General features: G+C 46.2%; 27 protein-coding genes. 22 read left to right on the top strand and 5 right to left on the bottom strand.

Annotation, left to right across the window (positions count from 1 at the left end; genetic code table 11):
• Positions 1 to 113: 113 nt before the first annotated feature.
• The gene (locus tag GON22_RS17120; protein WP_160397320.1) at positions 114 to 2,192 is read right to left on the bottom strand and encodes a serine hydrolase domain-containing protein; all 2,079 of its coding nucleotides are present in this window, start codon (positions 2,190 to 2,192) and stop codon (positions 114 to 116) included.
• 279 nt (positions 2,193 to 2,471) lie between these two features.
• Here GON22_RS17120 and GON22_RS17115 point away from each other — a divergent pair, with 279 nt between their 5' ends.
• A complete protein-coding gene (locus GON22_RS17115) occupies positions 2,472 to 2,939 on the top strand; it encodes a hypothetical protein (RefSeq protein WP_160397319.1) in 468 nt (155 codons plus the stop codon).
• Between the two features lie 121 nt (positions 2,940 to 3,060).
• Here the strand turns inward: GON22_RS17115 and GON22_RS17110 are convergent, their stop codons facing one another.
• Positions 3,061 to 3,573 carry a discoidin domain-containing protein gene (locus tag GON22_RS17110; RefSeq protein ID WP_160397318.1) on the bottom strand — a complete coding sequence of 171 codons (513 nt, stop codon included), beginning with the start codon at positions 3,571 to 3,573 and terminating at the stop codon, positions 3,061 to 3,063.
• Positions 3,574 to 3,944: 371 nt separating this feature from the next.
• On the opposite strand from GON22_RS17110, the gene GON22_RS17105 reads away from it, so the two are divergent.
• The 4 genes from GON22_RS17105 to GON22_RS17090 all read left to right on the top strand — a co-directional run bounded on the left by GON22_RS17105 (position 3,945) and on the right by GON22_RS17090 (position 7,267).
• The gene (locus tag GON22_RS17105) at positions 3,945 to 4,385 is read left to right on the top strand and encodes a hypothetical protein (RefSeq protein ID WP_160397317.1); all 441 of its coding nucleotides are present in this window, start codon (positions 3,945 to 3,947) and stop codon (positions 4,383 to 4,385) included.
• 160 nt (positions 4,386 to 4,545) lie between these two features.
• Positions 4,546 to 5,997 (top strand): FAD-binding oxidoreductase, encoded by a 1,452-nt coding sequence (locus GON22_RS17100; RefSeq protein WP_160397316.1) that lies wholly within the window; start codon positions 4,546 to 4,548, stop codon positions 5,995 to 5,997.
• Entirely contained in the window at positions 5,994 to 6,527 is a 534-nt protein-coding gene (locus tag GON22_RS17095; RefSeq protein WP_160397315.1) for an MFS transporter, read from the top strand. The genes GON22_RS17100 and GON22_RS17095 overlap by 4 nt, the downstream gene beginning before the upstream one ends.
• Complete coding sequence (locus GON22_RS17090) at positions 6,524 to 7,267, top strand: hypothetical protein (RefSeq protein ID WP_160397314.1); 744 nt, start codon at positions 6,524 to 6,526, stop codon at positions 7,265 to 7,267. Before GON22_RS17095 ends, GON22_RS17090 begins: the two co-directional genes overlap by 4 nt.
• Positions 7,268 to 7,275: 8 nt before the next feature.
• On the opposite strand, the gene GON22_RS17085 is transcribed toward GON22_RS17090, so the two are convergent.
• The gene (locus tag GON22_RS17085) at positions 7,276 to 7,458 is read right to left on the bottom strand and encodes a YfbK domain-containing protein (RefSeq protein ID WP_237179213.1); all 183 of its coding nucleotides are present in this window, start codon (positions 7,456 to 7,458) and stop codon (positions 7,276 to 7,278) included.
• A 16-nt stretch (positions 7,459 to 7,474) separates the two neighbouring features.
• On the opposite strand from GON22_RS17085, the gene GON22_RS17080 reads away from it, so the two are divergent.
• From GON22_RS17080 to GON22_RS17025, 12 genes are all read left to right on the top strand, one after another.
• A complete protein-coding gene (locus tag GON22_RS17080) occupies positions 7,475 to 7,807 on the top strand; it encodes a YfbK domain-containing protein (RefSeq protein ID WP_237179212.1) in 333 nt (110 codons plus the stop codon).
• A 94-nt stretch (positions 7,808 to 7,901) separates the two neighbouring features.
• The gene (locus tag GON22_RS17075) at positions 7,902 to 9,185 is read left to right on the top strand and encodes a hypothetical protein (RefSeq protein ID WP_160397311.1); all 1,284 of its coding nucleotides are present in this window, start codon (positions 7,902 to 7,904) and stop codon (positions 9,183 to 9,185) included.
• Between the two features lie 87 nt (positions 9,186 to 9,272).
• Positions 9,273 to 9,689: a hypothetical protein gene (locus GON22_RS17070; RefSeq protein ID WP_160397310.1), complete on the top strand. Its 417-nt coding sequence runs from the start codon at positions 9,273 to 9,275 to the stop codon at positions 9,687 to 9,689.
• A gap of 132 nt (positions 9,690 to 9,821) precedes the next feature.
• Complete coding sequence (locus tag GON22_RS17065; RefSeq protein ID WP_160397309.1) at positions 9,822 to 10,526, top strand: ROK family protein; 705 nt, start codon at positions 9,822 to 9,824, stop codon at positions 10,524 to 10,526.
• 43 nt (positions 10,527 to 10,569) lie between these two features.
• A complete protein-coding gene (locus GON22_RS17060) occupies positions 10,570 to 11,199 on the top strand; it encodes an HAD family hydrolase (protein WP_160397308.1) in 630 nt (209 codons plus the stop codon).
• A gap of 189 nt (positions 11,200 to 11,388) precedes the next feature.
• Positions 11,389 to 13,767: a transglutaminase domain-containing protein gene (locus GON22_RS17055; RefSeq protein WP_160397307.1), complete on the top strand. Its 2,379-nt coding sequence runs from the start codon at positions 11,389 to 11,391 to the stop codon at positions 13,765 to 13,767.
• Between the two features lie 373 nt (positions 13,768 to 14,140).
• Positions 14,141 to 14,617, top strand: a complete 477-nt coding sequence (locus GON22_RS17050) for a DUF2975 domain-containing protein (RefSeq protein ID WP_160397306.1) — start codon at positions 14,141 to 14,143, stop codon at positions 14,615 to 14,617.
• Positions 14,618 to 14,626: 9 nt separating this feature from the next.
• On the top strand, positions 14,627 to 14,842 hold the full coding sequence (locus tag GON22_RS17045; protein WP_160397305.1) for a helix-turn-helix domain-containing protein: 216 nt from the start codon (positions 14,627 to 14,629) through the stop codon (positions 14,840 to 14,842).
• Between the two features lie 2 nt (positions 14,843 to 14,844).
• Positions 14,845 to 16,089, top strand: coding sequence for a DUF4153 domain-containing protein (locus GON22_RS17040; protein WP_160397304.1), 1,245 nt, complete (start codon positions 14,845 to 14,847; stop codon positions 16,087 to 16,089).
• A 193-nt stretch (positions 16,090 to 16,282) separates the two neighbouring features.
• Positions 16,283 to 17,545, top strand: a complete 1,263-nt coding sequence (locus GON22_RS17035; RefSeq protein WP_160397303.1) for a hypothetical protein — start codon at positions 16,283 to 16,285, stop codon at positions 17,543 to 17,545.
• A 75-nt stretch (positions 17,546 to 17,620) separates the two neighbouring features.
• The gene (locus tag GON22_RS17030) at positions 17,621 to 18,088 is read left to right on the top strand and encodes a hypothetical protein (RefSeq protein ID WP_160397302.1); all 468 of its coding nucleotides are present in this window, start codon (positions 17,621 to 17,623) and stop codon (positions 18,086 to 18,088) included.
• A 275-nt stretch (positions 18,089 to 18,363) separates the two neighbouring features.
• A complete protein-coding gene (locus GON22_RS17025; RefSeq protein ID WP_160397301.1) occupies positions 18,364 to 18,813 on the top strand; it encodes an aminoacyl-tRNA deacylase in 450 nt (149 codons plus the stop codon).
• A 74-nt stretch (positions 18,814 to 18,887) separates the two neighbouring features.
• On the opposite strand, the gene GON22_RS17020 is transcribed toward GON22_RS17025, so the two are convergent.
• Together GON22_RS17020 and GON22_RS17015 are read right to left on the bottom strand one after the other, a co-directional pair.
• Positions 18,888 to 19,511 carry an NAD(P)H-dependent oxidoreductase gene (locus GON22_RS17020; RefSeq protein WP_237179211.1) on the bottom strand — a complete coding sequence of 208 codons (624 nt, stop codon included), beginning with the start codon at positions 19,509 to 19,511 and terminating at the stop codon, positions 18,888 to 18,890.
• Positions 19,512 to 19,579: 68 nt separating this feature from the next.
• Positions 19,580 to 20,233 carry a TetR/AcrR family transcriptional regulator gene (locus GON22_RS17015; RefSeq protein WP_160397300.1) on the bottom strand — a complete coding sequence of 218 codons (654 nt, stop codon included), beginning with the start codon at positions 20,231 to 20,233 and terminating at the stop codon, positions 19,580 to 19,582.
• Between the two features lie 221 nt (positions 20,234 to 20,454).
• Here GON22_RS17015 and GON22_RS17010 point away from each other — a divergent pair, with 221 nt between their 5' ends.
• The 5 genes from GON22_RS17010 (at position 20,455) to GON22_RS16990 (ending at position 26,768) form a co-directional block, all read left to right on the top strand.
• The gene (locus GON22_RS17010) at positions 20,455 to 21,237 is read left to right on the top strand and encodes a GNAT family N-acetyltransferase (RefSeq protein WP_160397299.1); all 783 of its coding nucleotides are present in this window, start codon (positions 20,455 to 20,457) and stop codon (positions 21,235 to 21,237) included.
• Positions 21,238 to 21,562: 325 nt separating this feature from the next.
• Positions 21,563 to 23,380, top strand: coding sequence for a family 43 glycosylhydrolase (locus GON22_RS17005; protein WP_160397298.1), 1,818 nt, complete (start codon positions 21,563 to 21,565; stop codon positions 23,378 to 23,380).
• Positions 23,381 to 23,677: 297 nt separating this feature from the next.
• Positions 23,678 to 24,640, top strand: a complete 963-nt coding sequence (locus tag GON22_RS17000) for an iron-hydroxamate ABC transporter substrate-binding protein (protein ID WP_160397297.1) — start codon at positions 23,678 to 23,680, stop codon at positions 24,638 to 24,640.
• A gap of 113 nt (positions 24,641 to 24,753) precedes the next feature.
• The gene (locus GON22_RS16995; RefSeq protein ID WP_160397296.1) at positions 24,754 to 25,761 is read left to right on the top strand and encodes a FecCD family ABC transporter permease; all 1,008 of its coding nucleotides are present in this window, start codon (positions 24,754 to 24,756) and stop codon (positions 25,759 to 25,761) included.
• Positions 25,761 to 26,768: an iron ABC transporter permease gene (locus GON22_RS16990; protein WP_160397331.1), complete on the top strand. Its 1,008-nt coding sequence runs from the start codon at positions 25,761 to 25,763 to the stop codon at positions 26,766 to 26,768. The genes GON22_RS16995 and GON22_RS16990 overlap by 1 nt, the downstream gene beginning before the upstream one ends.
• Positions 26,769 to 26,924: the final 156 nt, after the last annotated feature.

The raw sequence follows: 26,924 nt of genomic DNA, 5'->3' as shown, positions 1-26,924 counted from the left end.
AAAAAGGGCGTGTTATTCGCCTTCTGAAATATGAAGCAGCTTTAGTTGTAAAACAAAAAGGCCAGCATTCTCTCGGACAAGAATGCTGGCCTTTTCGTTAAGTGGTTCTATTCTTACTTTAACGTAATTTGAAGCTTGGTTCCGGCCTCGCCCGCGAACATGACCGTACCGTTCTTAGGAAGCACGGTTGGATTGGCTGAATTAATAGTGCCGAGCCCTACACATGTTCCGTTCTCGTCATACACGGCATAGGAGCCTTTGGAAGAAGGGGATACTTTAATCGTCTTGCCGGCGGCATTGTCGGGAATCGTATACCATTTGGCATAACCGTTCGCCGAAATGGTCGTTGAGGAATGCTTGCCAGCGTAGAGTGGTTTTAGGGCATCCTCACTTACGAGTAGGCTTGTGCCGTAACGTAGGTATTCGGTGCCGTCCTGCTCGTAGAAGTTAAGCGGTGAAATATCCCTGCTGCCCATGACAGGAACCTGATGATCGGCCAATGCTGTATTTGGACCCGTTATTTTCTGATCGATGATGTAGCCAGGCGCCTCCTTGAACAATTGCACTTTCATGGCGCCCAGCAGCAATAAGGCGACGGAAGTATATTTCTCGTTAATGACATAATAGCGTTTGCCGTCCCGTGCTTTCCATGCGGCAAGCGTTTCCTCAGGGACATCGTTCGGCTCAAGCTTCTCGTTAGAGTATTCCGATAAAGCTAGCTGCCCAAGCCCTGGGAGCGAGAGGTATTGCCGAACCCATAAATAAGTGCGATCGTTCTTCGCTTTCACAATGTTGACCTTCACGTTGCCATCCTCGCTTAAGAATGAGCCATCCTTCGAGTACGTAAATTTCTGGGCTGGACTGCCCGGAGCTTGTGGTGTTGAGATGGATAACTCGCCGCTCTTAGCAATGGCTACGGTAAGCAGTTGATTGGTTGCGCCATAGCTTCCCGCACTGTTTAGCAGCTCTGTTGGGAGGTCAGCTTTCGTCGGTTTTCCATAGGACTTCTCAGCTTTAATGCCATCTATGGCTCCCTTCTCCTTCAAGGCATGGAGCAAAATCTGGCTTGCCAGCATCTGATTGGTCGTGCTGGAGCCGCCAGATGACAGGACAGCAGCTGCCATGTTCTCGCCGGGGAGAACGACAAGGGAGGCATGGTAGAGAAGGGTGTCTCCGCCTTTGGCCAGCGCTTGAATGCCATAGTCGCTGAACGGGAATAGATTGACGCTATCCCAGCCCAATCCGTAGTTAAACACGGTATCTGCATCCTCCGGCCAGAACCCTTTCTTGTACTCAGGCTGGGACATGGCTTTTACTGAATCGGCAGATAGAATGCCTGTTTCGTGGCCTGTGAAAATTTGAGAGAAACGAGCCAGATCTTCTGCTGTGGAGTAGATGCCGCCCGTACCGATCACATTGGTCGTTTCATTCGGCAGCTGATCACGGAAACCGGGGAAATAAAGGGCTGCCATTGCGGATTGGTCCAAGTGATCTTGCGGCGTTTTCGTATTCGGCATGCCAAGAGGCTTGCTAAAATATTGATGGATAAAGGACGTAAAGCCGATGCCGCTTACTTTTTCAACCATAATTTCGGAAAGGGTAAAGCAATCGTTGCAATAGACCGAATAAGCGCCGGGATCGGCTTTCAATTTCTGTTCGGAGAGCTGCTGAAGAAGTGTATCATGCGCGTAGGAATCATTATCCGAGAATAGGAATGCGTTCGATAGCGATGATCCATAAAAGCCGGCGGAATGATTCAACAGCATGCGGGGGGTAATTTGTTTGTACCGATCATCCTTCATCGTAAAGTCTGGTATGTATTCGACGACGGGGTGATCCAAATTAATTTTGCCCGCATCAACCAGTTTCATGACGGCTGCTGCCGTGAACACTTTGCTTGTTGAGCCTATGCCGTACATGGTATTGGCAGTCAAGGGCTTCTTCCCGGCGGCATCGTTGATGCCGGATTGGCCGGAGACGACAATCTTTCCTTGATCGATCAGCGCGTATTGCACGCTTGTCGTACCGTATTGGCTTGTTAGCAGTGCTGCTTTCTCGGATGCGGCCTTCTGCGTGTCCGTATAACCAAGAGGGGCTACATCTGAAGCGGCTGCTGCTGCGCCCAACGGCGCTAACAGCGACAACATCATTGCTGCAATAGCGAGCATTAGCATTAACTTTTTGGTTCTCATAATTCCTCCTTGAAAATGTAGTCATAGGTTCTACGCTAATTGCACCCTAAAGTTCCTTCTATTTGTAAAAGTTGTATGTTAGGAAAGAGCGGCTTGTTCCAATCTACAATGGCTCTAGCTAATTACTTGCGGTTACTATGGCTGCTTTAGGCAAGTAAGTTGCGTGCTGCATGCGGCCCTTCGGAAAATACTAAGAGACCTTTCGTGTGAAAGTGATGGGTTTTATGTAAAAATAAAGAAACATTTATGAATAAGGAAATATATATTTGGGGGAACACAATGAAAAAACGCTTGGCAATTGCGACCGTAGCTGTGGCGGCATTGTTATCAGTAAATTCGCTTATCTGGGCGGCAGAGGCAGAGAAGAAGGGGCAGGAGCTATATTCTGAACCCGCGGAGGAATGGATCAAACGGAACGAAAACAGTGATAATCCATTAATACAAGCTATTATTACGTTTTATCGTGAACATGAGAAGACCCAAACTGCGCAGGATAGAATTTCTTCAAATATGTTCACCGAAAGTACAGTGAAAGCACTTCAACCCATTGTAGAATTAGGGCCGTCCTATACAGAGGAAATTTTAGCATTAATCGAATCGAATTCCCGCTGGTCTCCAGTGCTTGCTTATAGTTTACGTGAGATGTACAAAATCACTGATCGTGAACTGCCATTGACCGATTTGTCTGCATCAGGGATGAAGCAATGGGCAGTAAATTTCAGAGATGTTCAGTTAAAGCTTCAATAGTATCTAATAAGCTGATTATAACGGGCGAAGGCTGCGACAGGCTGCCGATTGGCGACCTTCGCAGCCTTTTTTAAGTTTGTCTCATAGCATCAGATAAAGCCTGATTTCGTTAGCTAGCAGCTCATGGCCCGTACACTTCAAGCTCGCTAATAGCAGTTGCGGTGCTTACGTTGGCCACTTGTACTCTGACGTAACGTGTGTTGACAGTGCTCGGCAGGTTGATGGTGTTCGTATAATTGTTAGCGGAATAATACCCGTAGGTCGTGCTGGATGTTTGTGCCGTAAAGCTGCTATCATCCGTCGAGTTGCTGGTTAAAACAGACGCTGATTGGACCCAGTAACCATATGTCGGCGCTTTGAGGACGATACGATTGACAGCTTGTACACTGCCGAGATCGACCGTGATCCAGCCCGTCTGGCCATAAGCAGGCTGCCAGAAGTTCGAGGAGTAATGGACGCCGTCCACCGCCGCAGCCGGATAGCTGCCGCTGCTAGCCCACACATAGTGGCCAAGCGCCAGATTGCCTGAAGCGGATGCCTCCTGGGGATTGATTGATAGCTGCGCAGTGGCAAGCAGTAGAGCGGACATGAGAACAATCGAGAGCTTTTTTTTCACGGATTGTGTACGAACCATGTTATAGACCTCCTTGAAATATGGAAAGTAAGAAAACAAAAGCACGAGATTTAACTTGTGGTTGCGAGCTAATCTTGCTGCTATGTTTCTGATCGTTCGGTGTGCGCCACCTCCTAATGCAATAGATTGTGCTTTATACAATTAAAATCGTACCATATGCCTGGCTGAAGGCGATGTCACATGCAAGGATAATTGTGTGTGATTTTACTGAAATAAGCGGTGAATGAGGGCGCTAACGGAGAACGGCATTTTCGTAATGGAAATGGAGGATGCTCTAGTGGCGAGAACCAAGTATGTCTCTATTGTGTTGGTTGTAATCATTGTGACTTTTGCAATTCTTCTGTTTAATCAGCAAAGAGAAAACCAGATGTATGAAAAGTACCTCTCCAATCAACTCAAAAGTGATACGCAAACACTGGTTTCTACAATGGACGATAAAAACAATTCGAAATATTATTGATAACAATCGAGAGCTTGCGTTTGAAACGAAGAAGAAAAAAGAAGAATATAAGGCCAATAAAAGCTCGGCCAATGCAGACCGGCTTGCACATCTTTATTACGGTTGGCATGAAGAGGCGTTTAAGTCGGATGCCAGGCTAGATGCCAGAATGAAAAATCAAATTGAAAAATCGAGTGAGTTGAATGATGCTTGGATAAAAGAGGCGCATGAAAACGATGAAGAAGATTATAGGTTGAACCAGAAAGATTGGCTAACCTTATTAGATAGATTAGAGACAGGAACAGTAGAGTTTCTAAACAATAATCAGATTAATAGCATTGAAGAATTATGGCTGACAAGAGCTGGGAAGTAGAAGGTTAATCATATATAAAATATGAGATACACCGTTTGTGGCCTTTTGCCAAGACGGTGTTTTTTCATGTATTTGGAATTTTTCTTTATAACATATTTAAATAACGATAATTGTAATCCATGTTATGATTTATAAATCATAGGATGAGGGAGTACGGTTTATGCGTAAAGGAGTTGTGCTTCTGCTGCTCGTAGCTTTGTCGGCATTTACATACGTTTATACGAGCCAGCCGGGCCAGGACCCTTTTCTCCTGACAGATTACAGCCGGCTGCATCCCGTTAAAGTTAAGCGTATCGTTAAGGGGCAGGAGATGGAACAGTTGGTGCAGGTGGTTCAGGATGCTGCTGCCCATAAACTAAAGGTCGCAATTGCGGGCCAGCGGCATAGCCAAGGCGGACATACCTATTACAAGGATGCAGTCGTAGTTGATATGACGGCTTTTAACCACGTGCTGAATGTAGATGCTGCAGCTCGCACAGTGACTGTACAGGCGGGTGCAACTTGGGCTGATGTACAACGAAGCATCCAGCCTTACGGGCTGGCGGTTCGGACGATGCAGTCGCAGAACATTTTTACAGTTGGCGGGTCGATCAGTGTTAACGCGCATGGACGGGATATTCGCAATGGCTCGTTGATTAAAAGTGTGCTGTCTTATAGGCTGCTAACGGCGGACGGCCGAATTCTGGAGGTCAGCCGCACGGAAAACGCTGAATTGTTTCCGCTTGCGCTGGGTGGCTATGGCCTGTTTGGCATCATCCTCGATGTGACCTTGTCGCTGGTCCCGGATGAAATGTATCAGCTTCGGGTGGATACCATGCCGGCGGATGATTATGTGCAATATTTCCGAACCCATGTGCTAGGGAACCCGGATGTTCGTATGCATTTGGCACGAGTCTCGGTGGGACCCGGCCATTTCTTAACCGATATGTATGCGTTGAATTATGAGATAGCAGATAAAAAGAAATATGATGCGGAGGCGTTCAAGCTGCGTGATAAAGAGCAGTGGGTCACGCCAGTAAAGGCATTGTTCCAGTTGAATCGGCTATCTGATCAGTTGAAGGATACGTTCTGGGATCTGCAATTGAAGCAGTTTAAGCGGCAAGAGGGACAGCTGATTAGCCGAAATAATGCGATGCGGTCCGACACTGCCTTCATGGAAACGCATGAGCCGGGGCGGAACGATTTGTTACAGGAATATTTTATTCCGATGGATGAATATGCGGATTTTCTAAGGGATTTCGGCACGGTGTTAAAGCGCCATAAGCTGGATCTGCTCAATATTACGGTGAGGTATGTGGACCAAGATGAGGAAGCAGCTTTGTCATATGCGCGGAAAGACATGTTTGCGCTTGTATGCCTGTTCCGTGCGCCGCTGGGCGAACGTGGGCAGGAGAAATTCGGAGAAGGCATTCGTGCGGTCGTCGATCAGGCCATTGCGCATGGCGGCACTTATTATTTGCCTTATGCGGGATATCCGACAAGGGCGCAGCTGCATGCGGCGTATCCGAAGTCAGAGGCATTTTTTCAGCTGAAGCGAAAGTACGATCCGGACGAGTTGTTTTACAACGTATTTTATGAACAGTATGGCGCGGTCGAGGGGGAGCAGCGGTGAGTATACGCACATTGATTCGGACGCAAAGCATTGTCACTTTTGCAGGTGGTTTCATTTATCCTTTCTACTTGCTGTTTCTAAAAAACTTGGGTAACAGCTATGCCAAATATGGCCTAGCATTCGCGGTGTTTACGATTAGCTCTGCTGCCGCTTCGCAGTTGTTGTCGCGTTACGTGGACCGGCATGCTGCACGGCTTATGATGGTGAGTTCGCTGGGCTTAATGGCAGCAATGCTTTATTTTCCGTGGGTAGCGTCTTATTCAGTCGTGATTGCTTTGCAAATAATAATGGGCGTGTGTAATGCAATGCAGCGGATGGGAGAAAAGGCGCTGTTGGCTGATGAAACCCAAGCAGGGCAAAGAGGCAAGCCGTTAGGCGACTACCACTTCTGGACGACCGCTGCTTCTGGAGGCGCAATTCTAGTAGCGGGGTATGTTATCGATTACTTGACGATTAACGTATTGTTCTACGTTAGCGCGTTATTATACAGCATAAGTGCGTTCTTGAGTTGGAGGAATTGCCGAAAATGAAAATAACGTTATGGCTGTTAGCGGCTTTATTAGTCTTGTCGGCCTGTGGCAAACAAGCAGGCACCAAGCCGGCCGATGGGCTTGGTTCGCCACAAGAGGATCCATATGAGGAGCAGCTTATTTTCGAAAGGAAATATGTGCCGATCCTAGAGGAGGAAATGAATAAGCGGTTCCCGGTGACGGATCCATCTGTTGCTCCTTTCGCACAATACGGAACGTACTACCTTGATGCAGGCGATAAAAGCAGAATGAAATTTGTGTTTTTAGTTGATCGGGAAGATGAAGAAACCCCTGAAATAAAGGATTTGCAAGCGGCGCTTATGTTCAAGCTGGGTAGCCATGTCGAATTTAAGGAGTCTAAATATAGCCAGGCTGAGCTTCAAGCTGCTGCTGATGCGATTATTAAGATAATGGAAACCAAGAAGCTAATTGGAGGCTGGAGCGTCGGAGTTGATGTTAAGAAAGAAAAGGTAAAAGTAGAGGCGTACTTGAGTGAAGCGGTTAAATCAGAGCTGCTCCAAGCGTTTAGGCCGGATATTGTGGACTTTCAAATGTTAGGCACGCGCATTGCCCTATCCGGATATGTGATTGCAAAACAAGATAACCGCATTTTGGTTGCCGATTCCCAATCATTGAAGGGAGAAGTTTATGCTGCCTCATGGTTTTCTAATGTTCCGCCCGATATTGAAAATCGAAAACACCGCCCGGAGCATCATGCCCCCGGGCGGTGTTCTGCATAACAAAGCAATTATCCACGAATCTTAATGGCCTTCTTAACGAGTGCAACAAAATCTTCTTCCCGCTCGCCAGAAGCGTACGTCTCCGCCATTTGGAGAACATCTTGCAGCTGGCTCACTTCGGCGCCATTGCTGTCTTTCATGATTTTGGCGAATTCAGCGACAGCGGCGATAAACAAGGTTTCCTTGGACAACTCGCCAGAGGGACCAATGGCTGCTGATGACATTGATGAAGCGAAGAAGGTGTTCCAGGATAATCTAACCGGGACACTCCAAACGATTGCGAAGGACGCCAAAATCCAAGTCGATTTTGACCCTGCACAAGTGAAGGGGTATCGCCTTCTCGGTTATGAGAACCGTGCAATCCCTGATGAAGACTTCCGCAATAACAAAGTAGACGGCGGGGAAGTGGGCGCTGGGCACTCCGTTACTGCGTTGTATGAAATTCAACAGGCGGATAAAGCAGCCGAACAATGGGGCAACGTTACAATCCGCTATAAGGACGTGGACAATAACGATCGTTCCGAGGAATTAATCCGATAAATTCTATCGGTAATTAGTGCAATAGACCTATTGTTAATATAAGGGAATAAACTAATATAGTTGTAAAGCATAATTTGAAAATGGAGGTTTGGGGATGCATTTCAAAAAAATCGTTTCATTCTTGTTATCGATCGCATTGATTCTCTCTTTCGCTAGTACGGGATACAGCCAGGCTTCCGTATCCACTGTTTCTATTGAAACAGCAAGATTAGCTGCTGCCGACCATGTTTTGACTGAAGCTATTCTTGATGAACAAAGCAAGTGGTTTGGCAAAAGGGTAGCGATTGACCAAGGCCAAGAGGTATACGATGCATCAGGTGCGATTGTAGCGTATTCATTTAATGTAGAAGCAGGCGGAGTAAAATCAGGTGAGCTGCTGGTTAGTGCCTTTATTGATAACGAGCCTATTAACTTCTGGGCAGATGAGGGCAGCGATACGATTACAGAAAACCAAACGATTAATCAGGCCCTTCAAAAAAAGCAAAAGGAAGATAACAAAAAAGTAAAAGATAAAAAAATTGTATGGCTAGGCGGGTTGGAGTTTGCTTACAAGACGAAGTTTGATGATGGCTCTGAAATTGTTTATGATCAGAGGGGAAATCATATTAAGGATTGGAAGCAGCAAACGAATGCGGATTCTAATCATCCATCAAGCGTGAATAAGAATAACAGGAATAACTGGGACCGCATTAAAAAGCTGGCTGTCTTAGACGGAACAGGATCACCGGGCCAAAGCAATCCAAGTGATGGCTTTACCAATATTGATCCAGCAACTTGGGAATCAGGATACGGTTCTATTCATAAAAATTACATAAACACCATAGTTAATGCGAAGCAATATACGTGGGTAAGCGGGGGCGTAACACAGTACTCTGGCTGCACGCCAACAGCGGGCAAAAACATCATTCAATATTTTAAAGATGCAGGGTACTCGAATTTGCTGAAAAATCCAAGCACTGGCGCAACCTACACGGAGAAACAGGTCATCGAGTTATTAAGAACCTACATGGGCACAACCCAAACCTCTACTGGAACGGGTTCAACATTGGATAGTAATGTAGCATCAGGATTTGAACAATATGCGCAAGCCCATGGTTACCCGAATGCCGATTTTGTAACTGAAGCTACCGATTTTTATACGGCTACAACATTGATCGATAACTCGAAAATTTTCGAGATACTTGTACACGGAAACTCCTATGTAGGAGACCATGCACTAACGGTTGTAGGTTACAAAGAGTTCGTTAACGCCTCCAATTATCTAAATAGCAAATATTATGTGGTTAGAAATAATTGGTCATCAGATGCATACAAGGACTATTATTTAAAGTCGGCCGCATGGACTAGCAGCAAGATGAGTTACGTCAACCATTTTTAATCCCAGTCCGTTAGAATTTGAAGAAGGGTGTTCCTAAGTGAAGGCTTTAGGGGCACCCTTCATTTACTTTAAGCGAGGAGGTTATTTATGAAAAAAATATTCATCATGGCGATTGTTATTATGCTTAGCGGATGTACATCACAAGGTGATGGATATGTTTCATTTGAATCCATTTATAAAGGCGATTTGGCTAAAATTAATAAAGTTGGGTTCCTTGATCTTGCAGGCAGTGGCCAAGAGTTTACGGTTGAAAATAAGGATTCGATCAAGCAAATTGTTGATGCCTTGAATAAGGGAAAATATAAACGAATAACGTTAAAGGATGAGGAACTAAAAACAGGCGGACAGCTATTTTCCTTAAAAATCTTTGAAGGCAATAAGGCAGAAGAGACATTGAGCTTATTTCTAAGCGCTGATTATGTAACGATTAACCAAAAGGAGTATTCGATAGATAAGGATACGGACGGCAAGCTGCGCCAAATATATGCCAGCGTGAAAAAATAACAAGAGGGCTGTGACAGGTTGCCATGAGGCGATCGGTTACAGCCCTTTTTGGCGCTTGGGCCTACTTAATGCAATCCCGTATTTAGGGTTACGTTATCCCTCCGGCTGGAACTAGACAAATTAAACTGGTTTGTGAGTGACCTGCTTGGCGACAAGTTGGAGGCGGGGGCAGAGGTTTGTTCAGAAGGGGCATTAAAGGCAATCGACGTGCTAATTGCGCGTGTACAGGCAGATTATCCGCAGCTTGGAGCTATTGTGATGGGTCTGGCAGGTACAGTCCATCGCGGAACCGTGACGGAAGTATTTGGTTACGATGAGCTACGGGGCGTAAACCTGGCTCAGCATTTTGAGGATACGGCGAAGCTTCCTTGCATGGTAGAGGGAGATATGCACATGGTTTCGATGGGGTATTGGGCACAGTGCAACCATTCTCCCCAAGCGGTTGTATGTATCTATTTGGGCGAAGTCGGAATAGGTTCTGGCATTGTAATCGAGGGAAAGGTGTGGCATGGCGCATCGGAGTTTGCGGGGGAGCTGCATTATCTTCCTATTGAAAATAATATCACCTATGCGAAAACCCATTTTAAAAATGTAAATATGGCCGAGTATTACGGAAAAGTCATTCGATCTTATGCAGCCTTGCTAAACCCCGACCGGGTCGTGCTGTATGAGAATAGCTTTATTGCAGGAAAAGCAGATGAAATTCGCAAAATATGTGCAACCAGCCTGCCTACCCATGCCATTCCCCAAATCGAATTATCGAATCAATTTAATGAAGATTATGAACGAGGGTTATTCGCTGCTGCTAGCCATCTGCTTAACCAACAAGTTAACTAATCGACGGCGGCAAAATGGGACATATTTTATGAGGAGGCTCTTCATGCGCGTATATAACACAATTATATTTGATGTCGATGGGACTTTAATCAATACCGAAACTGCGGTGTTACATTCGCTGCAAAAAATGTTGAAAGCAGACTATGATCGGGATGTTGCAGCGGAAGACCTTACCTTTGTGCTGGGTGTGCCTGGAACAACATCGCTGCCACAGCTCGGCATTAAGGACATTGGGGCAGCTAATGAGAGATGGAACTATTTTATGAAGGAGTTCTATTCTACTATAGATGTTTTCGCAGGCATTAGAGAGCTATTAGAGACGCTTCAGTCCAAGGGAATTAAGCAAGGGATTGTCACGTCCAAAACATTGGAAGAGCTGCGGGATGATTTTACACCGTTTGGCCTCATGCCCTATTTGCCCTATGTGGTTTGCGCAGACGATACAGAGAAGCATAAGCCGAATCCGGAGCCATTGCTTCACTTTATGAAGGTTTCTGGCGTGGATCCGGCGAGATCAATCTATATTGGAGATACCATTTATGATTATGAGTGCGCCCGCGATGCGGGGGTGGATTTTGGCTTGGCCCTATGGGGATGTAAGGATCATGAGCAGATACCTGCACAATATAAATTGAAAAGCCCCCTTGACCTTCTTAACCTGGTCATAGCATAGCATAGGGGAAGCTGAAGTGAGTAATTGTAAGTGTAGAGCATTGGGGGATAGCCCTCGATGCTCTATTTTTTTTTGCATATGATTATAGTTCTATTTAACTACCACATCCTACCAATGTAATGTATAATCTTGTTGTTTACTGTAGTTTCATGGAGATTTAGTAGAATAGAATTTATTGCATATGGAGAGGTGTACGGTTTGAAAAAGATATTATCAATATTTTTGCTTGTGAGCATGGCAAGCATGCTCCTTGCCGCTTGTACAACTGGTAATGAGACAGTAGTTAAACCTGAGGAGCCGCCAATACAGGAAACGGTTAAAACGAGTGGGGTAACCGTCTTTGATCTTAAGAAGAAGTATGGTTCTGAGCAGGACAAGGCTTTAATGCCTATGTACAATGTGCCTCGGGATAAGGTGTTTAGGTTTGAGTTTCACAGCCCGATATGGGAAGACACGAATGCCGTTACTGTTCACACGGATATTAAAGCAGAGGAAAAAAGCCGTATCACTACAATGTCTAACTACCCTTCCATAGGGGATACGAACGTCCTAGAAGTTAGCTCGGTATGGCCAGTATTGCCTGCTATTGACCCTAGCAATGAAGACTACGAGAAAGGGTGGGGGAACGCTCCAATTTACTATATTCGTATCAACTACGATATGGATGCGACAACACTCACTAAGCTTAAGAAGCCTATTATTATCCCATTTACGGTAAAGTCTGACGTAGAAGTTCCGAACCTCAAGTATAGCATTAGCAGTGATGGACGCTTCAGATTGAACTGGACTGAAGTAGAGGGGGCAGACGAATATAGAATTTATCAACGCAGTAAATACTTAGACTCAGATGCAATAACGAATTTACCAGTGCCAGGTGCTGAAGAGAGATATGGTGAGGGCACTAGCAGCTCTGTGCCTGGGCTAATAGGTGCAGTTAAAGGTACGGAGCTGAAACAGTTTCGGAGATTTATTATTGGCCAGTATAATGAAGATAACTACAATATGTTAGATCGTCAGAATGAAGAAGTTAATGGAGATTATTATGTAACGGCTGTGAAAAACGGTAAAGAATCCTCTCTAAGCAATTCCGTAAGTACATTCTCTCTGTCCGCTCAGCTGCCGAGCACACTTAGTAATGACAGCTTTATGAATCTTAAACTGTATGATAATGCTGCTTCTTTGCCTAAAAAAGCCAAAATCATCTTTATTGATGGTTCCGTTGCTTCAAGAGACGTCATCTATGATACAAACGTAAAGATTAAACAAGATGGCGACACCGAAATCCCTTATACGATTAAAAATACAATCATGCGAGGTTTTGTATACGTCCAGCACGTAACAGAAGCTGATCTTAAGGCGCTTGCCGAGGCAAAGCCTCAGGAGGAAGACAGCACGGCTGGCCTAGTCGAAACTGAGAACACGACCAATTATGTGCCTAACCCTGATGTCCCTACGGTCATTGAAGCTCCATCTTCTAGTGCCGAGCAGGCTGAAAGCGTGGAAGAGGCCCAAAAGAAAAATACGAAGCAAAAAGTCGATGAAGGTAACCAACAATTCGTGCCTGCTCCTGAAGTAATAAAGGACATTAAAATAAATGCAGACACGGCGCTTGAGGAGTATCTGGCAATTAATATGCTTGATGTTCAAGAAAATATTTCGTTGCAAGCTTTCCCCGAGGCCCAGAACTATGAGGCTATCTCCGATGTGATGCAGGAGGTTGTGTACCAAAATCCGCTCATCCTCGACCTAAAAGGCTGGAGGTATGACTACGACACTTTGACGCTAAAGTTAAAGTATGAGGAGCCTGCGGATGCCATTAAGAGCAAGCAAGAGGAGATCGTTGCCGAGGCTAATAAAGTGGTTGCCACTATTATTAAGCCGAATATGTCGGAAGAGCAGAAGCATAAGGCCATTTACGATTACTTAAATGACAACACAAAGTACGATCGTGCAGCACTTGCAAACGCAAAGTCTAACGAGTTCAAAAAGGTGGACGCGAAGTTTAACGACTCTTTCTCGACTTACGGCATTATGGTCAAAAAGGTGGGCGTGTGTGCTTCTTATGCTGCCGCGTACAAAATGTTAAGCGATCTGGCGGGGCTGGAAGCAATCGTTGTAACAGGTGATATGGACGGCGTTCCCCATGCTTGGAATAAGGTGAAGCTCGCGAACGGCTGGGTGAATGTTGATTCGACGAATAATGCAACAAACAGCGGTGTCCCTTATCTTCTGTATAACTCCAGCGATAAGATTGCAGAGTCCTTGAACTTCACGCTGTCTAAGGAATTTTGGAGGGATACCGAGATTTCGAACTTTGCTGCTAAGGATGGCTCCAAGGATTATTATGTCGCCAATAAGCTAGAAGCTAAATCGCTTGCTGAGTTCGGTTCTAAGTTATCTAAGCAATTAAAGACAGGCAACACGCACATTGTTATTCGATTGGGTGCCAAGATCGACCGCAGCGATATTGTGGAAGAGGCGAAGAAAGCAATAAGCGGCCTGCCAGCGGATAAACAAGAAGAGGTTAGTATGGGCAGTTTGAGCAATTATATCGTAGTTAGGCGGTAGAAACCACATCTTTCCACGTATATCATTATGGCGCTCTCGCTATCCAGCATGTTTTTCTCAATATGGGGCTTTTGCAGGAGCAGAACACGTATTGCAAAGATTGCATTTTGGGTGGTAGCAGTAGCGGTTTTCCTTCTAGTAGCAGCTATCGTAATATTGTCCATAGCTTTGTCCAACACGACATACGAGTAGCTTCGCCCTTATAAATACACCGTCATGCAGAACAATACGCGGGCGGTGTATTTGGCGTTTGCGGGATGTGAGTATGGGTGGAATGCCATTGCGTCACATCGCATAACAATGAAAATATATTGTAAAACGATAAATCTTATGGTACTCTCAAGCTGACAAAAGCGAAAAAGAGGTGCATGTGATGGAACGGGGTTCAACATTTATTTTGAAGGCGACGTTGTTTCTGATTGGGCTAGCTGTGCTTGCTTTGAGCATATTCGGGGTGCCAGCAATTGGGAAGGATGCAATGGAAGCATTCCCGGATAACTGGGTATATCCCATTCTAATCGTGATTTATACAGCGGGGATCCCATTTTATACGGCGTTATATCAGGCATTCAAGCTGCTTAGCTACATAGACAGGAACGAAGCTTTCTCCGAACTGTCGGTAAGCGCGCTGAAAAAAATTAAATACTGCGCTATTGCGGTCAGCCTTCTGTATGCGGCATGCTTGCCATTCCTGTATTTCATCGCAGATGAGGATGATGCACCAGGCCTCATTTTGTTCGGCATGGTCATTCCGGTTGCTTCCATGGTGATCGCAGTTTTTGCTGCTGTGCTTCAAAAGCTGTTGAAAAACGCCATTGATATTAAATCAGAAAATGACCTGACGGTCTGAGGTGGCGGCATGGGAATAGTTATTAATATTGACGTGATGTTGGCGAAGAGGAAGATGAGCGTGACGGAGCTTACGGAGCGGGTTGGCATAACGATGGCGAACCTCTCCATATTGAAGAATGGGAAAGCTAAGGCGATTCGGTTTTCGACGTTAGAAGCGATTTGTAAAGCGTTGGACTGCCAGCCTGGCGACATTTTGGAATATAGGGACGAGGAGGAGGTGTAAGCATGGACATTAACAATCCTATTATTGCTAATGTGGCGAATCCCCATGAGCTGGAGCGCATGTATAGAAGGGAACCGGAGGCGTTCAGAAAGTCATTTGCATCCGCATGGGAACAAAACCCGGATTCTCAGGTTCTTGCTGTGTGGCATGAACGGCTGCATTATCAGGAGACGGCCAATCCGGCCAAAGCTTCCTCGTTTCAACGGGATTTCTTAGTTATGGGGCTATTGGCGATTCTGGCCGGGATATGCGCCCGAATCCTTTTTTACTTTGCTGGAGAAGAGCAAATAGCGCCTATAAATCTTGTTTTCGGTGTTCTGCCCTTTATTGCCGCCTATTTTGTATATAAAAACAAGCCGAATAAGAAAGTGTTGTATACCCTTATGGCGGCATTTTTGCTCGCTGTCATTTATATTAACGTGCTTCCGTTGGACTACACAGACAGCATTATTTTGGTTTATCTCCATCTTCCCGTGTTCTTATGGGCAGCAGTGGGGCTTGCTTATATGGGAAATGAACATGGCGTTGGCCGCGCAAGGTTAGCTTTTCTTAAATTCAATGGGGAATTCGGCATTCTATATGCGATCATGGCCATTAGTGGAGGGCTGCTAACCTTAATCACGATGCGGCTATTCACATTTGCGGGCATGGATATATCGGAATTCTATTTTAGCAATATCGTTGTGTTTGGTGCGGCGGCTCTCTCAGTTGTGGCTACCCATTTGGTATTAGGGAACCTAAAGTTAGCGAGAAGCATTGCACCGTATATCGCCAAAATTTTCAGCCCGCTCGTTCTGGCAACTTTGTTGGTGTATCTGGTAACGGTCATCTCGGTCGGAAAAAGCCCATTCTTGGACCGCGATTTCCTCTTATCCTTTAATGGCATACTTCTTAGCGTGCTGGCTGTCACGATATTTTCCATTACCGAAAGCGGCACAGACGAGAAGAAAAGCATTTCTGACTATGTAAACTTTGCCTTAATTGCCCTGGCGCTTATTATCGACAGTGTCGCTTTATCCGCCATCGTGTTCCGGCTTTCTTCATACGGCATTACGCCTAACAGGCTCGCCGTTCTAGGCATCAACCTGCTGATTTGGGCCAATCTCATTTGGATTATGCGTGCTTATATGCGTTTCTTGCGGGGGGGCGCGGGACCTTCCGCCATCCAAGATGCAGTTACAAAGTATTTGCCGATCTACGGGATTTGGGCAGCGATCGTCACGGTTGCTTTTCCGCTTATTTTCTAGCTTAACAAAGACACCACCAGCAGCCTGAGGGCTTTGGCGGTGTTTTTTTTGTTTGTGTAGGGGCTCCCCTGAAAAAAATTAACAAAAAAAGGCTGTTAAGTTTACACAAATATACATAAGTGTTTCTTGTGATCTATTATTATTGTTTTTGGAAGTAATGCATAAATAAAACCAAATGGTGGGAGTGTGTGGAATGAAGAAGTTTGCAAGTACTATTCTAAGCCTTATGTTGTTGTTTGTTCTATTTTCGGGCCTTTCGCTAGCTTCCCCAAACAAAGGCTCACAAGAATTTAAGGTGTACTCGCTATCTAATGCGCCCGAAAAGGGGGGCGAGGTGAACGTTGAAAAGCTGCGGGAAGTTCTGATGAAAGTTTCTTCGGCAACAATATACCCGGATATGAAAATGGAAGGCAGTGTTGAATCCAATGGGGTCAATCGATCTTTTAGTTTAACGGGCCAATTGTATCGGGGCAGCTCGGGAGAAGTTGTTTATGGCAAGGTCACGGATCAATCTAACTGCTTTGATGTACTTAGATTTGAAATCATTAAAAATCCACAACAATTATCTACGATAAACAAAAAATATAAAAAACCAATACTTGTGTTATACCTTGTCGAAAAAGGAACGCGTAATCTGCTAATGTCCGAAATGCCACTGGACAGTTTAATTCCATTAGCAGAACAAAATGAAATGTTCTTGAATAGCAGTAAGTATGAAGTTGTACCTAGCGAGGTTGCGTTATGGATGGCACGTTTTTTCAAGTTTGATGGCCTATCCGAAGGTGAGTCTACGCCGGATTTTCAAATCAGCTCGATTATAGACAGTACGTATTTTAGTCATTATACGCTAAGTTACAATTGGTTCGGAAGTACCGCAACAGATACGGTATCTATGCGGTATACATTTACAAAACCTTCACACCCTTCTGAAAATGTAAAAGCATATACCCATATATCTGGAAATACAATTCAACATAACGGCGAGACCTTCACCACAACTTCAGGCAGTATTTCTAATTGGAAAGCAGAAAACGTAGAGTTTAAATTAGAAACGGCAGCACCAGAGGTTATTACTTGGATGAACATTGATGCCCAAGGCACACAAGCTGGTACGGTTAAAGTGGAATTTAAATATTCCTATTCGGTTAACGGCTTCTCCACAGGGTTTTCCTATCAACCTGCACAAGAAGTAGACTTGAACTTATCTGGCCAAAATGTTAATCAGTCACGTGGAGCATTGTTTAGAACTAAAAATGGGTTTGGGTTAACTAAGGTACAATCACATTTTGCAGCTGCTAGTTGGGATATTGCATGTAGTGGGACTGGCACTACATGTAATGGCAGTTCCACGGCACAAAATAGAGTTGAAATTAGTTTTGATCTATACAATACAATTGCGCTTCAATCCGTTGGCCGCAAAAGCTATTCGCATTCATTTTATGTAACTCAAAACTAACCAGAAACACAGTGAATAGCGTTAGCTGCTGTTCACTGTGTTTAATATTATGAAAGGATAGGGGGAATTTATAGGATGAGAAGCGGATTCTTTCAACAAAGTAAGTTTAAGTTAATAACTTTTATCATTATCTTAATTGCAACTTTTCTGGGTGGCTATTATTTTGCCTCAATGTCTAAAGCAAGTAATTCAGATGTGGTCTTATATAATAATTGGATGTCGGGGTTGTCAGCAGCACAGTCCTTTTTGGAGAATGCACAAGATCCTAATCTATCCGGACCATCCACAGCTTATACGATACCAGCGCTAGTAGCCTACCATAGAGCACAAGGACAGATTGACGGAATCAGTAGTTCTACAATAAAAAAAGGCCTAACTAATGCCGATATTATTTTGAGAAGTAAAATGGAGCGGCTCGTGACACCTTATCCAGAAAAAGCGAACATTGAGCAAGCTATAGATGTACTAAAAATGATTCGTTCAGAACTCCCGGGAAAAATTTCGAAGCTAGGTGATATTGAAAAAGAACAGTTGCGAAGCTAATAGTGGCTGTAACTCCGGTGGATGCGGGAAGAGGGAGTTCGAACAGTGTGGCGATTATACCACTTTAGTGGCAAGAAATGGTTGATGTGTAATCGAATTGTATATTATTATGGTAGGTATGTAGCGGAACAATGGCTTCGCCTATATGGGGCGAGGTTGTTGATTTATTAGGGGGGTGATCGCCATGGAGGATGGCTGGTGGTGGCATACGCATGCCAATTTGATGACGAATTGTAGCTTATGTCGACTAGACCCATTACATGGAGGCGATCCGGATGTTAACCCTAATCCAACTGCAAGCTTATTTGAAGGACAACGAAAGCGACTTTGAACTCATTGCGCATGAGACTCCGATTCAATCTACGCAAGATGCGGCCAAATACTTTGATATCGAGAAGGCGGCGCCAACGCTCGTTCTGCAGACGGAACAAGGGCTGGCAGCACTTATTGCAAGCTCGGGCAGAGGGCGCATCGATCTGAAGGATCTAGCGCAACAATTAGGCTATTCCAAATTAAAAATGGCGGACAGGACTAAAGTGCAGGAAATGACCGGGTACCAGACGGGGGCCATTCCGTTCATTGGCCATCAATTGCCTTGCATTGTGGACAAGCGGCTGCTTGATTTTGATTATATTTATGGCGGTTCGGGCGATGAGCTGACAACGTTAAAAATCGCTCCGTCGGATGTCGTACGGCTGAACAATGTGATCACGTTTATCGATTAATATTTAAAGGGCTCGCAGGAGATCGATGCTGCGGGTCCTTTATTTCTGTGCAAGAGCATGATTGCTTTCGGGAATTACAAGGGGTTTGATCCCTGTTTCATCATTTCGTCTAGCATTCGTTGCCGAACGATCAGCGGGTTGAGGCCAGAGGAGGTGATGTGACCCAAATAATCGCGGGCACTATTGTCGATTTGGCCATCCGACGCCTTGACTGCACCGTAAAACTTATAAGGCGGCAGGAACGTCATGCCAATCTGGTTGGCGAACGCTTGAAGGGGACGAACCAGTTCGCTAATCGTATACCCGATCAAGCCGCCCGACTGGTAGGACGCTTCATCGCCTCCAATGGACATGGCAAGGACCAGTTCTTTCCCTGCAACAGCTTTCCCGCCAGCTCCGAACAGCCAGGCCGTCGTAAATACATCATCGAGCCATTGCTTAAGCAAAGCAGGCGTGCTGTACCACTGGATGGGGAATTGCAAAACAATGCGGTCATGCTGCGCAATTAGCTCCTGTTCAGCCCTGGCGTTGATTGCATAGTCGGGATAGGCCTTATATAGTTCTTGCACGGTTACTTGATTCGGGCCTCCATGCAATTCCGCCAGCCAACGTTTGTTTACACGCGACTGTTCCATTGTTGGGTGAGCCGCAATGACTAGAATTTTTGTTGGACCCATTTCTTCGTGTACCTTTGGCAAATAATCACGCTCCTTGAGACCAGTATATTTTTGATTGACTACACAGTCAACCAAAATGTGTAAAACGGTTAACCCGGGTTAAGAAATGCAAGAGCTGAATCGGCGATTTGGCTAATTTTCTCGCTCATAATGCTGTTCGTTTCCGTCGCGGCTAGCTCTTGGGCGGCAAGCTCCTGCACCAGCTGGTCAACATAATTCATTCCTTGGGAGAGGGCTCCCCAGAATTGAACAGCCATTAGGTTCGCGTCTCCCTGACGGATAGCGCCTTCATGAATGCCCCGGCCAATAGCTTGGGTCATAGGCTGAATGAAGCTCTTCATCCAATCGAAGGGCGACAATTCGCCGGGCTCGTAGAGATGATGCAGATCAAGACTGATTCGCATATAGAAGCGTTGGGTTTGGGGATCCTGGATAATGCGCTCGCAGACGATTGTGGCGTAATTTTTGAACTGCTCAAGTACCGGCATATCCTGTTCGAAATAAGCCGTCGTGTAACGGAGGGATTGGTCCATCATATATTCGTACAGCTCACGAAAGAGCTGCTTTTTATTTTTAAAGTAATAAAAGGCAAGCCCATGTGCAAAGCCAGCTTGAAGCGCTACATCGCTTAAGGTTGTGGCGGCATAGCCTTTGGTTACATAAACGCGGATGGCCGCCTGCAAAATCTCCTGTTTGCGTTGCTCACGAATGGCATCATTTTGTTTTTTTGTACGGGGGGACATGTTATCACACCTTGTTATGAGTTATATGAACAGTATACGTTACAGTGCTGGCGATGGAAAACGGTAAAAACATAATCAGGGCTTCCCCCAACAGGGGAGCGGATCATATACTAAAAAAGTAAAATTAAACTATTTAAAAAGGATGATTTACTGAGTCGATTGTTAAGTGTAACGGCTCTCCAGCAAGCTTGATTGCGATCAAACATGAGGAGAGATGCAAGATGGAAGAACCAAAAATGTTTAGGCGGGCAATAGAGGAGAGCTTGGCGGCATACCAAATAAGCATCGCGCGGCTGCCTGGCGGTAACGTTCGTGAGGATAACCGAATGCTATTGGTCTCAAGCGGGGTGCCGTTGCCTTTTTACAATGGCGTATTTAGAAGCTGCTTAAATGAGGGTGATGCTGATAGGCAAATTGCTGAGGTTATCCAATATTTTGGCGGCCTTCAATTGCCGTTCTATTGGCAGCTGGGACAATCCCATTGTCCGGCGGACCTCGATCAGCGGTTACTCTCACAAGGGTTTCATCATGATGAGACTATGCCTGGCATGGCCATGAGGCTAGGTGAACTTAATCCGGCATGTGCCATTCCGGAAGGGTTTGAATTTCACGCGGTTCGTGATGAGGAACAACTGAAGCAATGGGTTCACGTCTGGGCTTTCGGTGCAGCCGATGCCATTCCAATGTGTGAAGGAGCATTAGGCACATTAGGGGTGGGAGATGATAAGCCTTGGCAATATTTCCTGGGCTATATCGATAATAAGCCCGTTGCGACTGCTATGCTTTTCTATAATGGGGAAGTTGCGGCACTGCATTGGGTAGTAACCCTTCCGGAATATCGCAAAATAGGCGTTGGAACAGCAATGACAGTTACAGCGCTAAATGAAGCGCGTAAAGAAGGGTTTAAAATCGCCATTCTTACAGCTTCACAAGAAGGTTATCACATTTATAAAAAAGTAGGATTTTCCGAGTATTGCATGATTTCGAATTACGTTTTTGGCTAAAGGGAAATTCGAACGAATAAAGCCCCATCGTTGGCAGAATGCCTGCAATGATGGGGCTTTAAATTTAATCATAAATGATAATGCAAAGAGCACCAAAGGCAGGAACCTCCCCCATCATTAAGCCAAGAATAGCAGGGAAAGTTTAAAATTGCCTCACTCCATAATAGGCTGGTTATGCTGTAAGCTAGTATTTGTCCTTATATTTTACATTTCTCCCATTACGAATGCCGAGGGGTGATAATTCAATCATCTTCGCTGTCTGAGTGCCAGCAGTCTAAAGCGGTATGAATTTGGCTCAAATTCACGTAATGAGGAGGCAGTAATTATGAGAAAAAGGCTGTTAAGCTTGTGTTTATCGGGGACAATGCTAGTATCCACGCTTATCGGGTTTACATCTTCTTCTTCGGCCGCAGAACCTGTCACCACGTCTGGCAACCCCATATTTACGAGCATCTTTACAGCTGATCCTTCTGCACATGTTTGGAATGATGGACGAATGTATGTATACGCTTCCCATGATATATTCCCTTCCAGGGGGAGCGATTTGATGGATAAATACCATGTGTTCTCGACGGACAATATGGTGGATTGGGTGGATGAAGGAGAGATCCTGAGCGCCGACGATGTACCGTGGGGAAGGCCAGAGGGCGGCTTTATGTGGGCGCCTGATGCCGCATACAAGGATGGGACCTACTACTTCTATTTCCCTCATCCTAGCGGAACGAATTGGAATGACTCTTGGAAAATCGGCGTAGCAACGAGCAATAAGCCGGCTTCGGATTTCACCGTTCAGGGTTATATTCAAGGGCTTCCCGGCAGCAATCTCATCGATCCAAACGTGTTCCGTGATGACGATGGGACGTATTATTTATACGCTGGTGGCGGAGGAAAAAGCTACGGGGTCAAGCTGGCTGCTAACATGACCTCGACAGAAGGGCCGCTTAAGCAATTCACCGAGCTGGAAGATTTCCATGAGGCGACTTGGGTATTTAAACGGGGAAGCATGTACTACTTGATGTATTCGGACAATAATTCTGGCGGGAACCGAATGCGTTATGCTACTAGCAGCAACCCACTGGGACCTTGGGTGAACCGAGGCGTTATTTTGGACCCCGTAATAGGAAGCGAAACGACGCATGGCTCTATCGTACAGTACAAGGGACAGTGGTATATGCTTTACCATAATGCCAAAATCTCTTCCAACGGCACCCTTCGTTCCGTCTGTGTAGATCGTTTGTACTTTAATTCGGACGGCACCATTCAGAAGGTGATTCAGACATCAGAGGGCGTTCCGGCCGTCGGTTCGCGTTCCACGGCTACGGAAGTGAAATATTATGATTTGATCAACGCAAGCTTCGATGCATATACGCAAAAAACGGAATACGCCATGAATGCCGGCAACGTAACCTTCGGGGGAGGGGCGACCCGTCCTGGCAGCAATATTGAAAATATGCACACGCAAGGCTCCTACATCCAGTTGAATGGCATTAACGGGGGTGCAGGCGGCAAGGCGCTTCTTACTGTACTCTATGCTTCCGGTGATAGCGGGGCAGCTTTTAAAGTGGATGCCAGCGGCGATACGGCAGGAGACGGTTACTTTCTTTCCCTGCCTGGCACGGGAGGCTGGGGCAACTACACAGGCCGAACAAACCGTTTAATTGATCTAAACCCAGGCACGAATAACATCATTCGGCTGAGCGGGGGCATGGGGGGAGCTAACGTGTCCCGTGTTATTGTGTCGTTAATCCCGCAGGCTGCCCAGACAACGGAATACTTGATGAACGGCAGCAATGTTTCTGTTGGAGGCGGGGCGGTCAAGGCGGGCGCAAGCATTGAAAACATGCATATTCCAGGCTCCTATTTCGAGGTAGCTGGCGTTAACGGCGGCACAGGCGGGCAGAAGCTGCTTACTGTGATTTATGCTTCCGCAGACACTCTAACCACTTTCAAGGTAAACGCTAGCGGTGACCCGACGGGGAATGGCTATTCGTTGGCCTTGCCTGGCACAGGCGGCTGGAGTACGTTTACTGGCCAGGCCAGCCGGGTCATTGATTTGAATGCGGGAACAAACAACGTTATTCGGTTGAGCGGTGGTTTAGGCGGTGCTAACGTAACTCGAATTATTATTTCTTCGGCCCCTTGATGCAGAAAGCGAAAGCTATAGCCACTTTATAAATTCAGAAATAAGCCTGCTTAGCATTCAGAAGCGGGCTTATTTCTGTTTCTGTATATGAATAGAGTTCGTACAAATCGATAAATAACTATATTTTGTAAAATAAATCGCCAAATGTGTTGAGTTGATGATTCTAGACGAAAGAAAATTTAAACGGCACTAATTATTTTATGAAAAGATCGCATTAATGTAGTTGACAACTATTTCGTATCAAGCTATGATCATAGTTGATTATGAGAATCAATATCAATTAAAGGGGAATATACAATGGGCAAAAAGCTGCTTCTTCCATTAATCATTTTGATGTTTGTCTTTATCAGTGCTTGCGGAGCTAAAAATGAGGACAACAAAGCAAATAGCACAAACGCGAACGAGTCAGCTAAGGCTGAAACGCCAGCTGCAACCGATGAGCCGGCTAAGACGGGCACGATTACGTACCAATCAGAGCTTGGCCCAGTAGAAGTGCCAGCTGATCCAAAACGCATTGTGGCACTGACGAACGCGCCAAACGTGCTCTCGCTGGACGGAACGGTTGTTGGCGTAGACGAGTGGACGAACAAAAGCCCACATTTTAAAGATAAGCTGGCGGGTGTGGAAGTTGTTTCCGAAGATAGCCTTGAGAAAATCATTGAGCTAGAGCCGGACCTGATCATTGCAGGCACGCATAACAAAAACCTGGATAAGTTCAAAGAGATCGCTCCTACTGTCGTCTACACGTGGGGCAAACTGGACTACCTGGCACAGCAACTCGAGATTGGCAAGCTGCTCAACAAGGAGAAAGAAGCGCAAGCATGGATCGACGATTTCACGAAGCGGGCTGCAGAAGCTGGCAAAGAAATTAAAGCGAAAATCGGCGAGAATGCAACGGTTTCGGTATTTGAAACGGATTCGAAAAGCTTCTATGTATTCGGCAACAACTGGGCGCGCGGAACGGAAATCCTGTATCAGGCAATGGGCTTAAACATGCCGGAGAAAGTGAAGAAGGATGCGCTCGGACCAGGCTACTACACGCTCTCTAGTGAAGTGCTTAGCGACTATGCTGGCGACTATATCGTTCTCAGCAGAAGCGCTACGGGAGATAACTCATTCATGAAGTCGGAAGCTTGGTCAAAAATTCCGGCTGTAAAAAATAATCATGTCATCGAGATCGACACGGAAGCTGCTTCTTATAGCGATCCGACGACACTTGAATACCTGTTGAACATCTTTAAAGAAGGCCTCTTGAAATAAGCAATTGCATACGTACACACGGGCTGATGAAGAAGGCCGAGTTGCCTCAGTTAAACTTGAGGCTGCCTCGGTCTTCTTCTTGCCTGTTATGACCTTGAAGGGGGAATGGCAATATGAGCGGCATTCGGAAGCCAAAGTCTTTTGCGCTCAAAATCGGACTAAGCTTGGTGGCGCTCGCAGTCATCTTCTCACTCGCAATGTGGCTTGGTGCGAAGGATGTAACCTTGCGCGAGCTCTGGTCCATATTAACAAACCAAGGCGGGAATGATGATAAAATCGCCATGCTGCGGGAGATTCGTTATCCGCGTGAAGTGGCGGCTGTGCTTGTTGGAGCTGCACTAGCGGTAGCCGGTGCAATTATGCAGGGCTTGACGCGCAATCCGCTTGCAGATCCAGGGCTCCTGGGGCTAACTGCTGGGGCAAATGCGTCACTAGCACTGGCTGTGGCCGCGTTGCCTGCAATGAACTACGTGGGCATCATGCTCGTCTGCTTCCTCGGGGCTGCACTCGGCATGTTTTTGGTCATCGGTCTAGGCTCGTTGAAGAAAGGCGGCTTGTCTCCTTTCCGTATTGTACTGGCGGGTTCAGCGGTATCTGCGTTTCTGCTTGCTGCGTCGGAAGGCATTAGCCTCCTGTCCAAAACGTCCAAAGACGTGACCATGTGGACATCGGGGGGACTGATTGGCACGACGTGGGCACAGGTTCAAGCCATTAGCCCTGTCATTATTGTTGCGATTGTTGTTGCAATGCTCATGTCCAAGTCGCTTACGATTTTGAGCTTAAATGAAGAAGCGGCGGTCGGCCTAGGCATTCGCATGGCTTATGTCAAAACGGTTCTATACCTTGTCATTATTATGCTGGCGGGAGCTGCCGTTGCACTCGTCGGCAATATGGCGTTTATCGGGATGATGATTCCCCATATTGTAAGGGCGCTGTTCGGAACCGACTATCGCATCGTTATTCCAATGTCCGTGATCTGGGGGGCTATGTTTATGCTAATGGCAGATACGCTTGGGCGAACGGTCCACGCGCCATTCGAGACGCCAGTCGTGGCTATTATGGCTATATTCGGGCTTCCGTTCTTCCTGGCCGTTGTACGTAAAGGGGTGAAGGCGCTATGATGGCTGCGAACGTGAAGGTTAAGAAGCAGGTGGCCATCATTGCAGGCATGCTGCTGCTCATCACGGCAACAATTATCGTCGGCATGAGCTTAGGCTCCGGTGCATTATCCTTTAATCGCCTATTCCAGACATTGTTCGGTTACGGCTCAACTAAGGAAAATCTCGTGCTGTTCTCCATCCGCTTGCCGCGCATCGCCGTCACATTGCTGGCTGGCATGGCGCTAGCGTTGTCTGGCGCGATTCTGCAAGGAATTACGCGGAACGACTTGGCCGATCCCGGCATTATTGGCATTAATGCGGGAGCTGGAGTGGCGATATCTATATTTTTCTTATATGCGCCGTTAGATCCAAAATCATTCGCTTATATGCTTCCGATTGTCGCATTCTTAGGGGCACTAGTGACAGCTGCACTTATCTACTTGTTCGCTTATTCTAGAAAATCCGGTTTACAGCCTGAAAAACTGGTGCTGGTGGGGATCGGTTTCGCTCTCGCCTTGTCTGGTCTAATGGTTGTCTTAATCTCGTCTACTGATTATAAGAAGGTCGACTTTATTGCGCAGTGGTTGGCGGGCAACATCTGGGGTGCGGATTGGCCGTTCGTATGGGCGTTGTTGCCGTGGCTCGTCATTCTGTTGCCGTACACGTTGTACAAGTCAAACGTGCTTAACCTGCTGGCAATGGACGAAGCGGTTGCCATTGGGGCAGGCGTAGCCATCAACCGTAGCCGCTTGCTGCTGCTCGGGATGGCTGTTGCAGTTGCCGCTGCCGCGGTGTCCGTAACGGGTGGCATCGCGTTTGTTGGCTTAATGGCTCCTCATATTGCGAAAGCAATCGTTGGCCGCCGCCATCAGTATTATGTCCCGATAGCCGTCTTAATGGGAGGGTGGCTGCTCTTGTTTGCCGACACGATCGGGCGCAATCTTGTTGATCCGGCCGGCATTCCGGCAGGGATCATGGTTGCGCTCATCGGCGGACCGTATTTCTTGTATCTTTTGCTGAAGAAATAGGTAGTGCCTCTTTCTAACGGACCCCAAGGGCCGCTATCGCCTTCTAGAAAGGCCCTTTGCAAACGTAACGGACTCCACAGCCGTTATTTAGCCATTTAGCTGCCTCGTGAGGACGATTTGGGTCAAATAGCGGCTGCTGAGTCCGTTAGAGCACAG

The sequence above is a fragment of the Paenibacillus sp. MMS18-CY102 genome, assembly GCF_009789195.1.
Classification (GTDB): Bacteria; Bacillota; Bacilli; order Paenibacillales; family Paenibacillaceae; genus Paenibacillus_T.
Note: the sequence above shows the minus strand (reverse complement) of the source record. Positions and strands in the feature narration are given on the sequence as shown.

What these genes read in the sequence shown, in the direction of transcription:
- GON22_RS17090 (WP_160397314.1), top strand. Translation starts at nt 6,524, where the DNA reads ATGAAAATAACGTTATGGCTGTTAGCGGCTTTATTAGTCTTGTCGGCC.
- GON22_RS17080 (WP_237179212.1), top strand. Translation starts at nt 7,475, where the DNA reads ATGGCTGCTGATGACATTGATGAAGCGAAGAAGGTGTTCCAGGATAAT.
- GON22_RS17035 (WP_160397303.1), top strand. Translation starts at nt 16,283, where the DNA reads ATGAAGAAGTTTGCAAGTACTATTCTAAGCCTTATGTTGTTGTTTGTT.
- GON22_RS17015 (WP_160397300.1), bottom strand. Translation starts at nt 20,233, where the DNA reads ATGTCCCCCCGTACAAAAAAACAAAATGATGCCATTCGTGAGCAACGC.
- GON22_RS17105 (WP_160397317.1), top strand. Translation starts at nt 3,945, where the DNA reads ATGAAAAGTACCTCTCCAATCAACTCAAAAGTGATACGCAAACACTGG.
- GON22_RS17110 (WP_160397318.1), bottom strand. Translation starts at nt 3,573, where the DNA reads ATGGTTCGTACACAATCCGTGAAAAAAAAGCTCTCGATTGTTCTCATG.
- GON22_RS17060 (WP_160397308.1), top strand. Translation starts at nt 10,570, where the DNA reads ATGCGCGTATATAACACAATTATATTTGATGTCGATGGGACTTTAATC.
- GON22_RS17040 (WP_160397304.1), top strand. Translation starts at nt 14,845, where the DNA reads ATGGACATTAACAATCCTATTATTGCTAATGTGGCGAATCCCCATGAG.
- GON22_RS16990 (WP_160397331.1), top strand. Translation starts at nt 25,761, where the DNA reads ATGGCTGCGAACGTGAAGGTTAAGAAGCAGGTGGCCATCATTGCAGGC.
- GON22_RS17100 (WP_160397316.1), top strand. Translation starts at nt 4,546, where the DNA reads ATGCGTAAAGGAGTTGTGCTTCTGCTGCTCGTAGCTTTGTCGGCATTT.
- GON22_RS17005 (WP_160397298.1), top strand. Translation starts at nt 21,563, where the DNA reads ATGAGAAAAAGGCTGTTAAGCTTGTGTTTATCGGGGACAATGCTAGTA.
- GON22_RS17045 (WP_160397305.1), top strand. Translation starts at nt 14,627, where the DNA reads ATGGGAATAGTTATTAATATTGACGTGATGTTGGCGAAGAGGAAGATG.
- GON22_RS16995 (WP_160397296.1), top strand. Translation starts at nt 24,754, where the DNA reads ATGAGCGGCATTCGGAAGCCAAAGTCTTTTGCGCTCAAAATCGGACTA.
- GON22_RS17115 (WP_160397319.1), top strand. Translation starts at nt 2,472, where the DNA reads ATGAAAAAACGCTTGGCAATTGCGACCGTAGCTGTGGCGGCATTGTTA.
- GON22_RS17050 (WP_160397306.1), top strand. Translation starts at nt 14,141, where the DNA reads ATGGAACGGGGTTCAACATTTATTTTGAAGGCGACGTTGTTTCTGATT.
- GON22_RS17025 (WP_160397301.1), top strand. Translation starts at nt 18,364, where the DNA reads ATGTTAACCCTAATCCAACTGCAAGCTTATTTGAAGGACAACGAAAGC.
- GON22_RS17120 (WP_160397320.1), bottom strand. Translation starts at nt 2,192, where the DNA reads ATGAGAACCAAAAAGTTAATGCTAATGCTCGCTATTGCAGCAATGATG.
- GON22_RS17010 (WP_160397299.1), top strand. Translation starts at nt 20,455, where the DNA reads ATGGAAGAACCAAAAATGTTTAGGCGGGCAATAGAGGAGAGCTTGGCG.
- GON22_RS17075 (WP_160397311.1), top strand. Translation starts at nt 7,902, where the DNA reads ATGCATTTCAAAAAAATCGTTTCATTCTTGTTATCGATCGCATTGATT.
- GON22_RS17030 (WP_160397302.1), top strand. Translation starts at nt 17,621, where the DNA reads ATGAGAAGCGGATTCTTTCAACAAAGTAAGTTTAAGTTAATAACTTTT.
- GON22_RS17000 (WP_160397297.1), top strand. Translation starts at nt 23,678, where the DNA reads ATGGGCAAAAAGCTGCTTCTTCCATTAATCATTTTGATGTTTGTCTTT.
- GON22_RS17070 (WP_160397310.1), top strand. Translation starts at nt 9,273, where the DNA reads ATGAAAAAAATATTCATCATGGCGATTGTTATTATGCTTAGCGGATGT.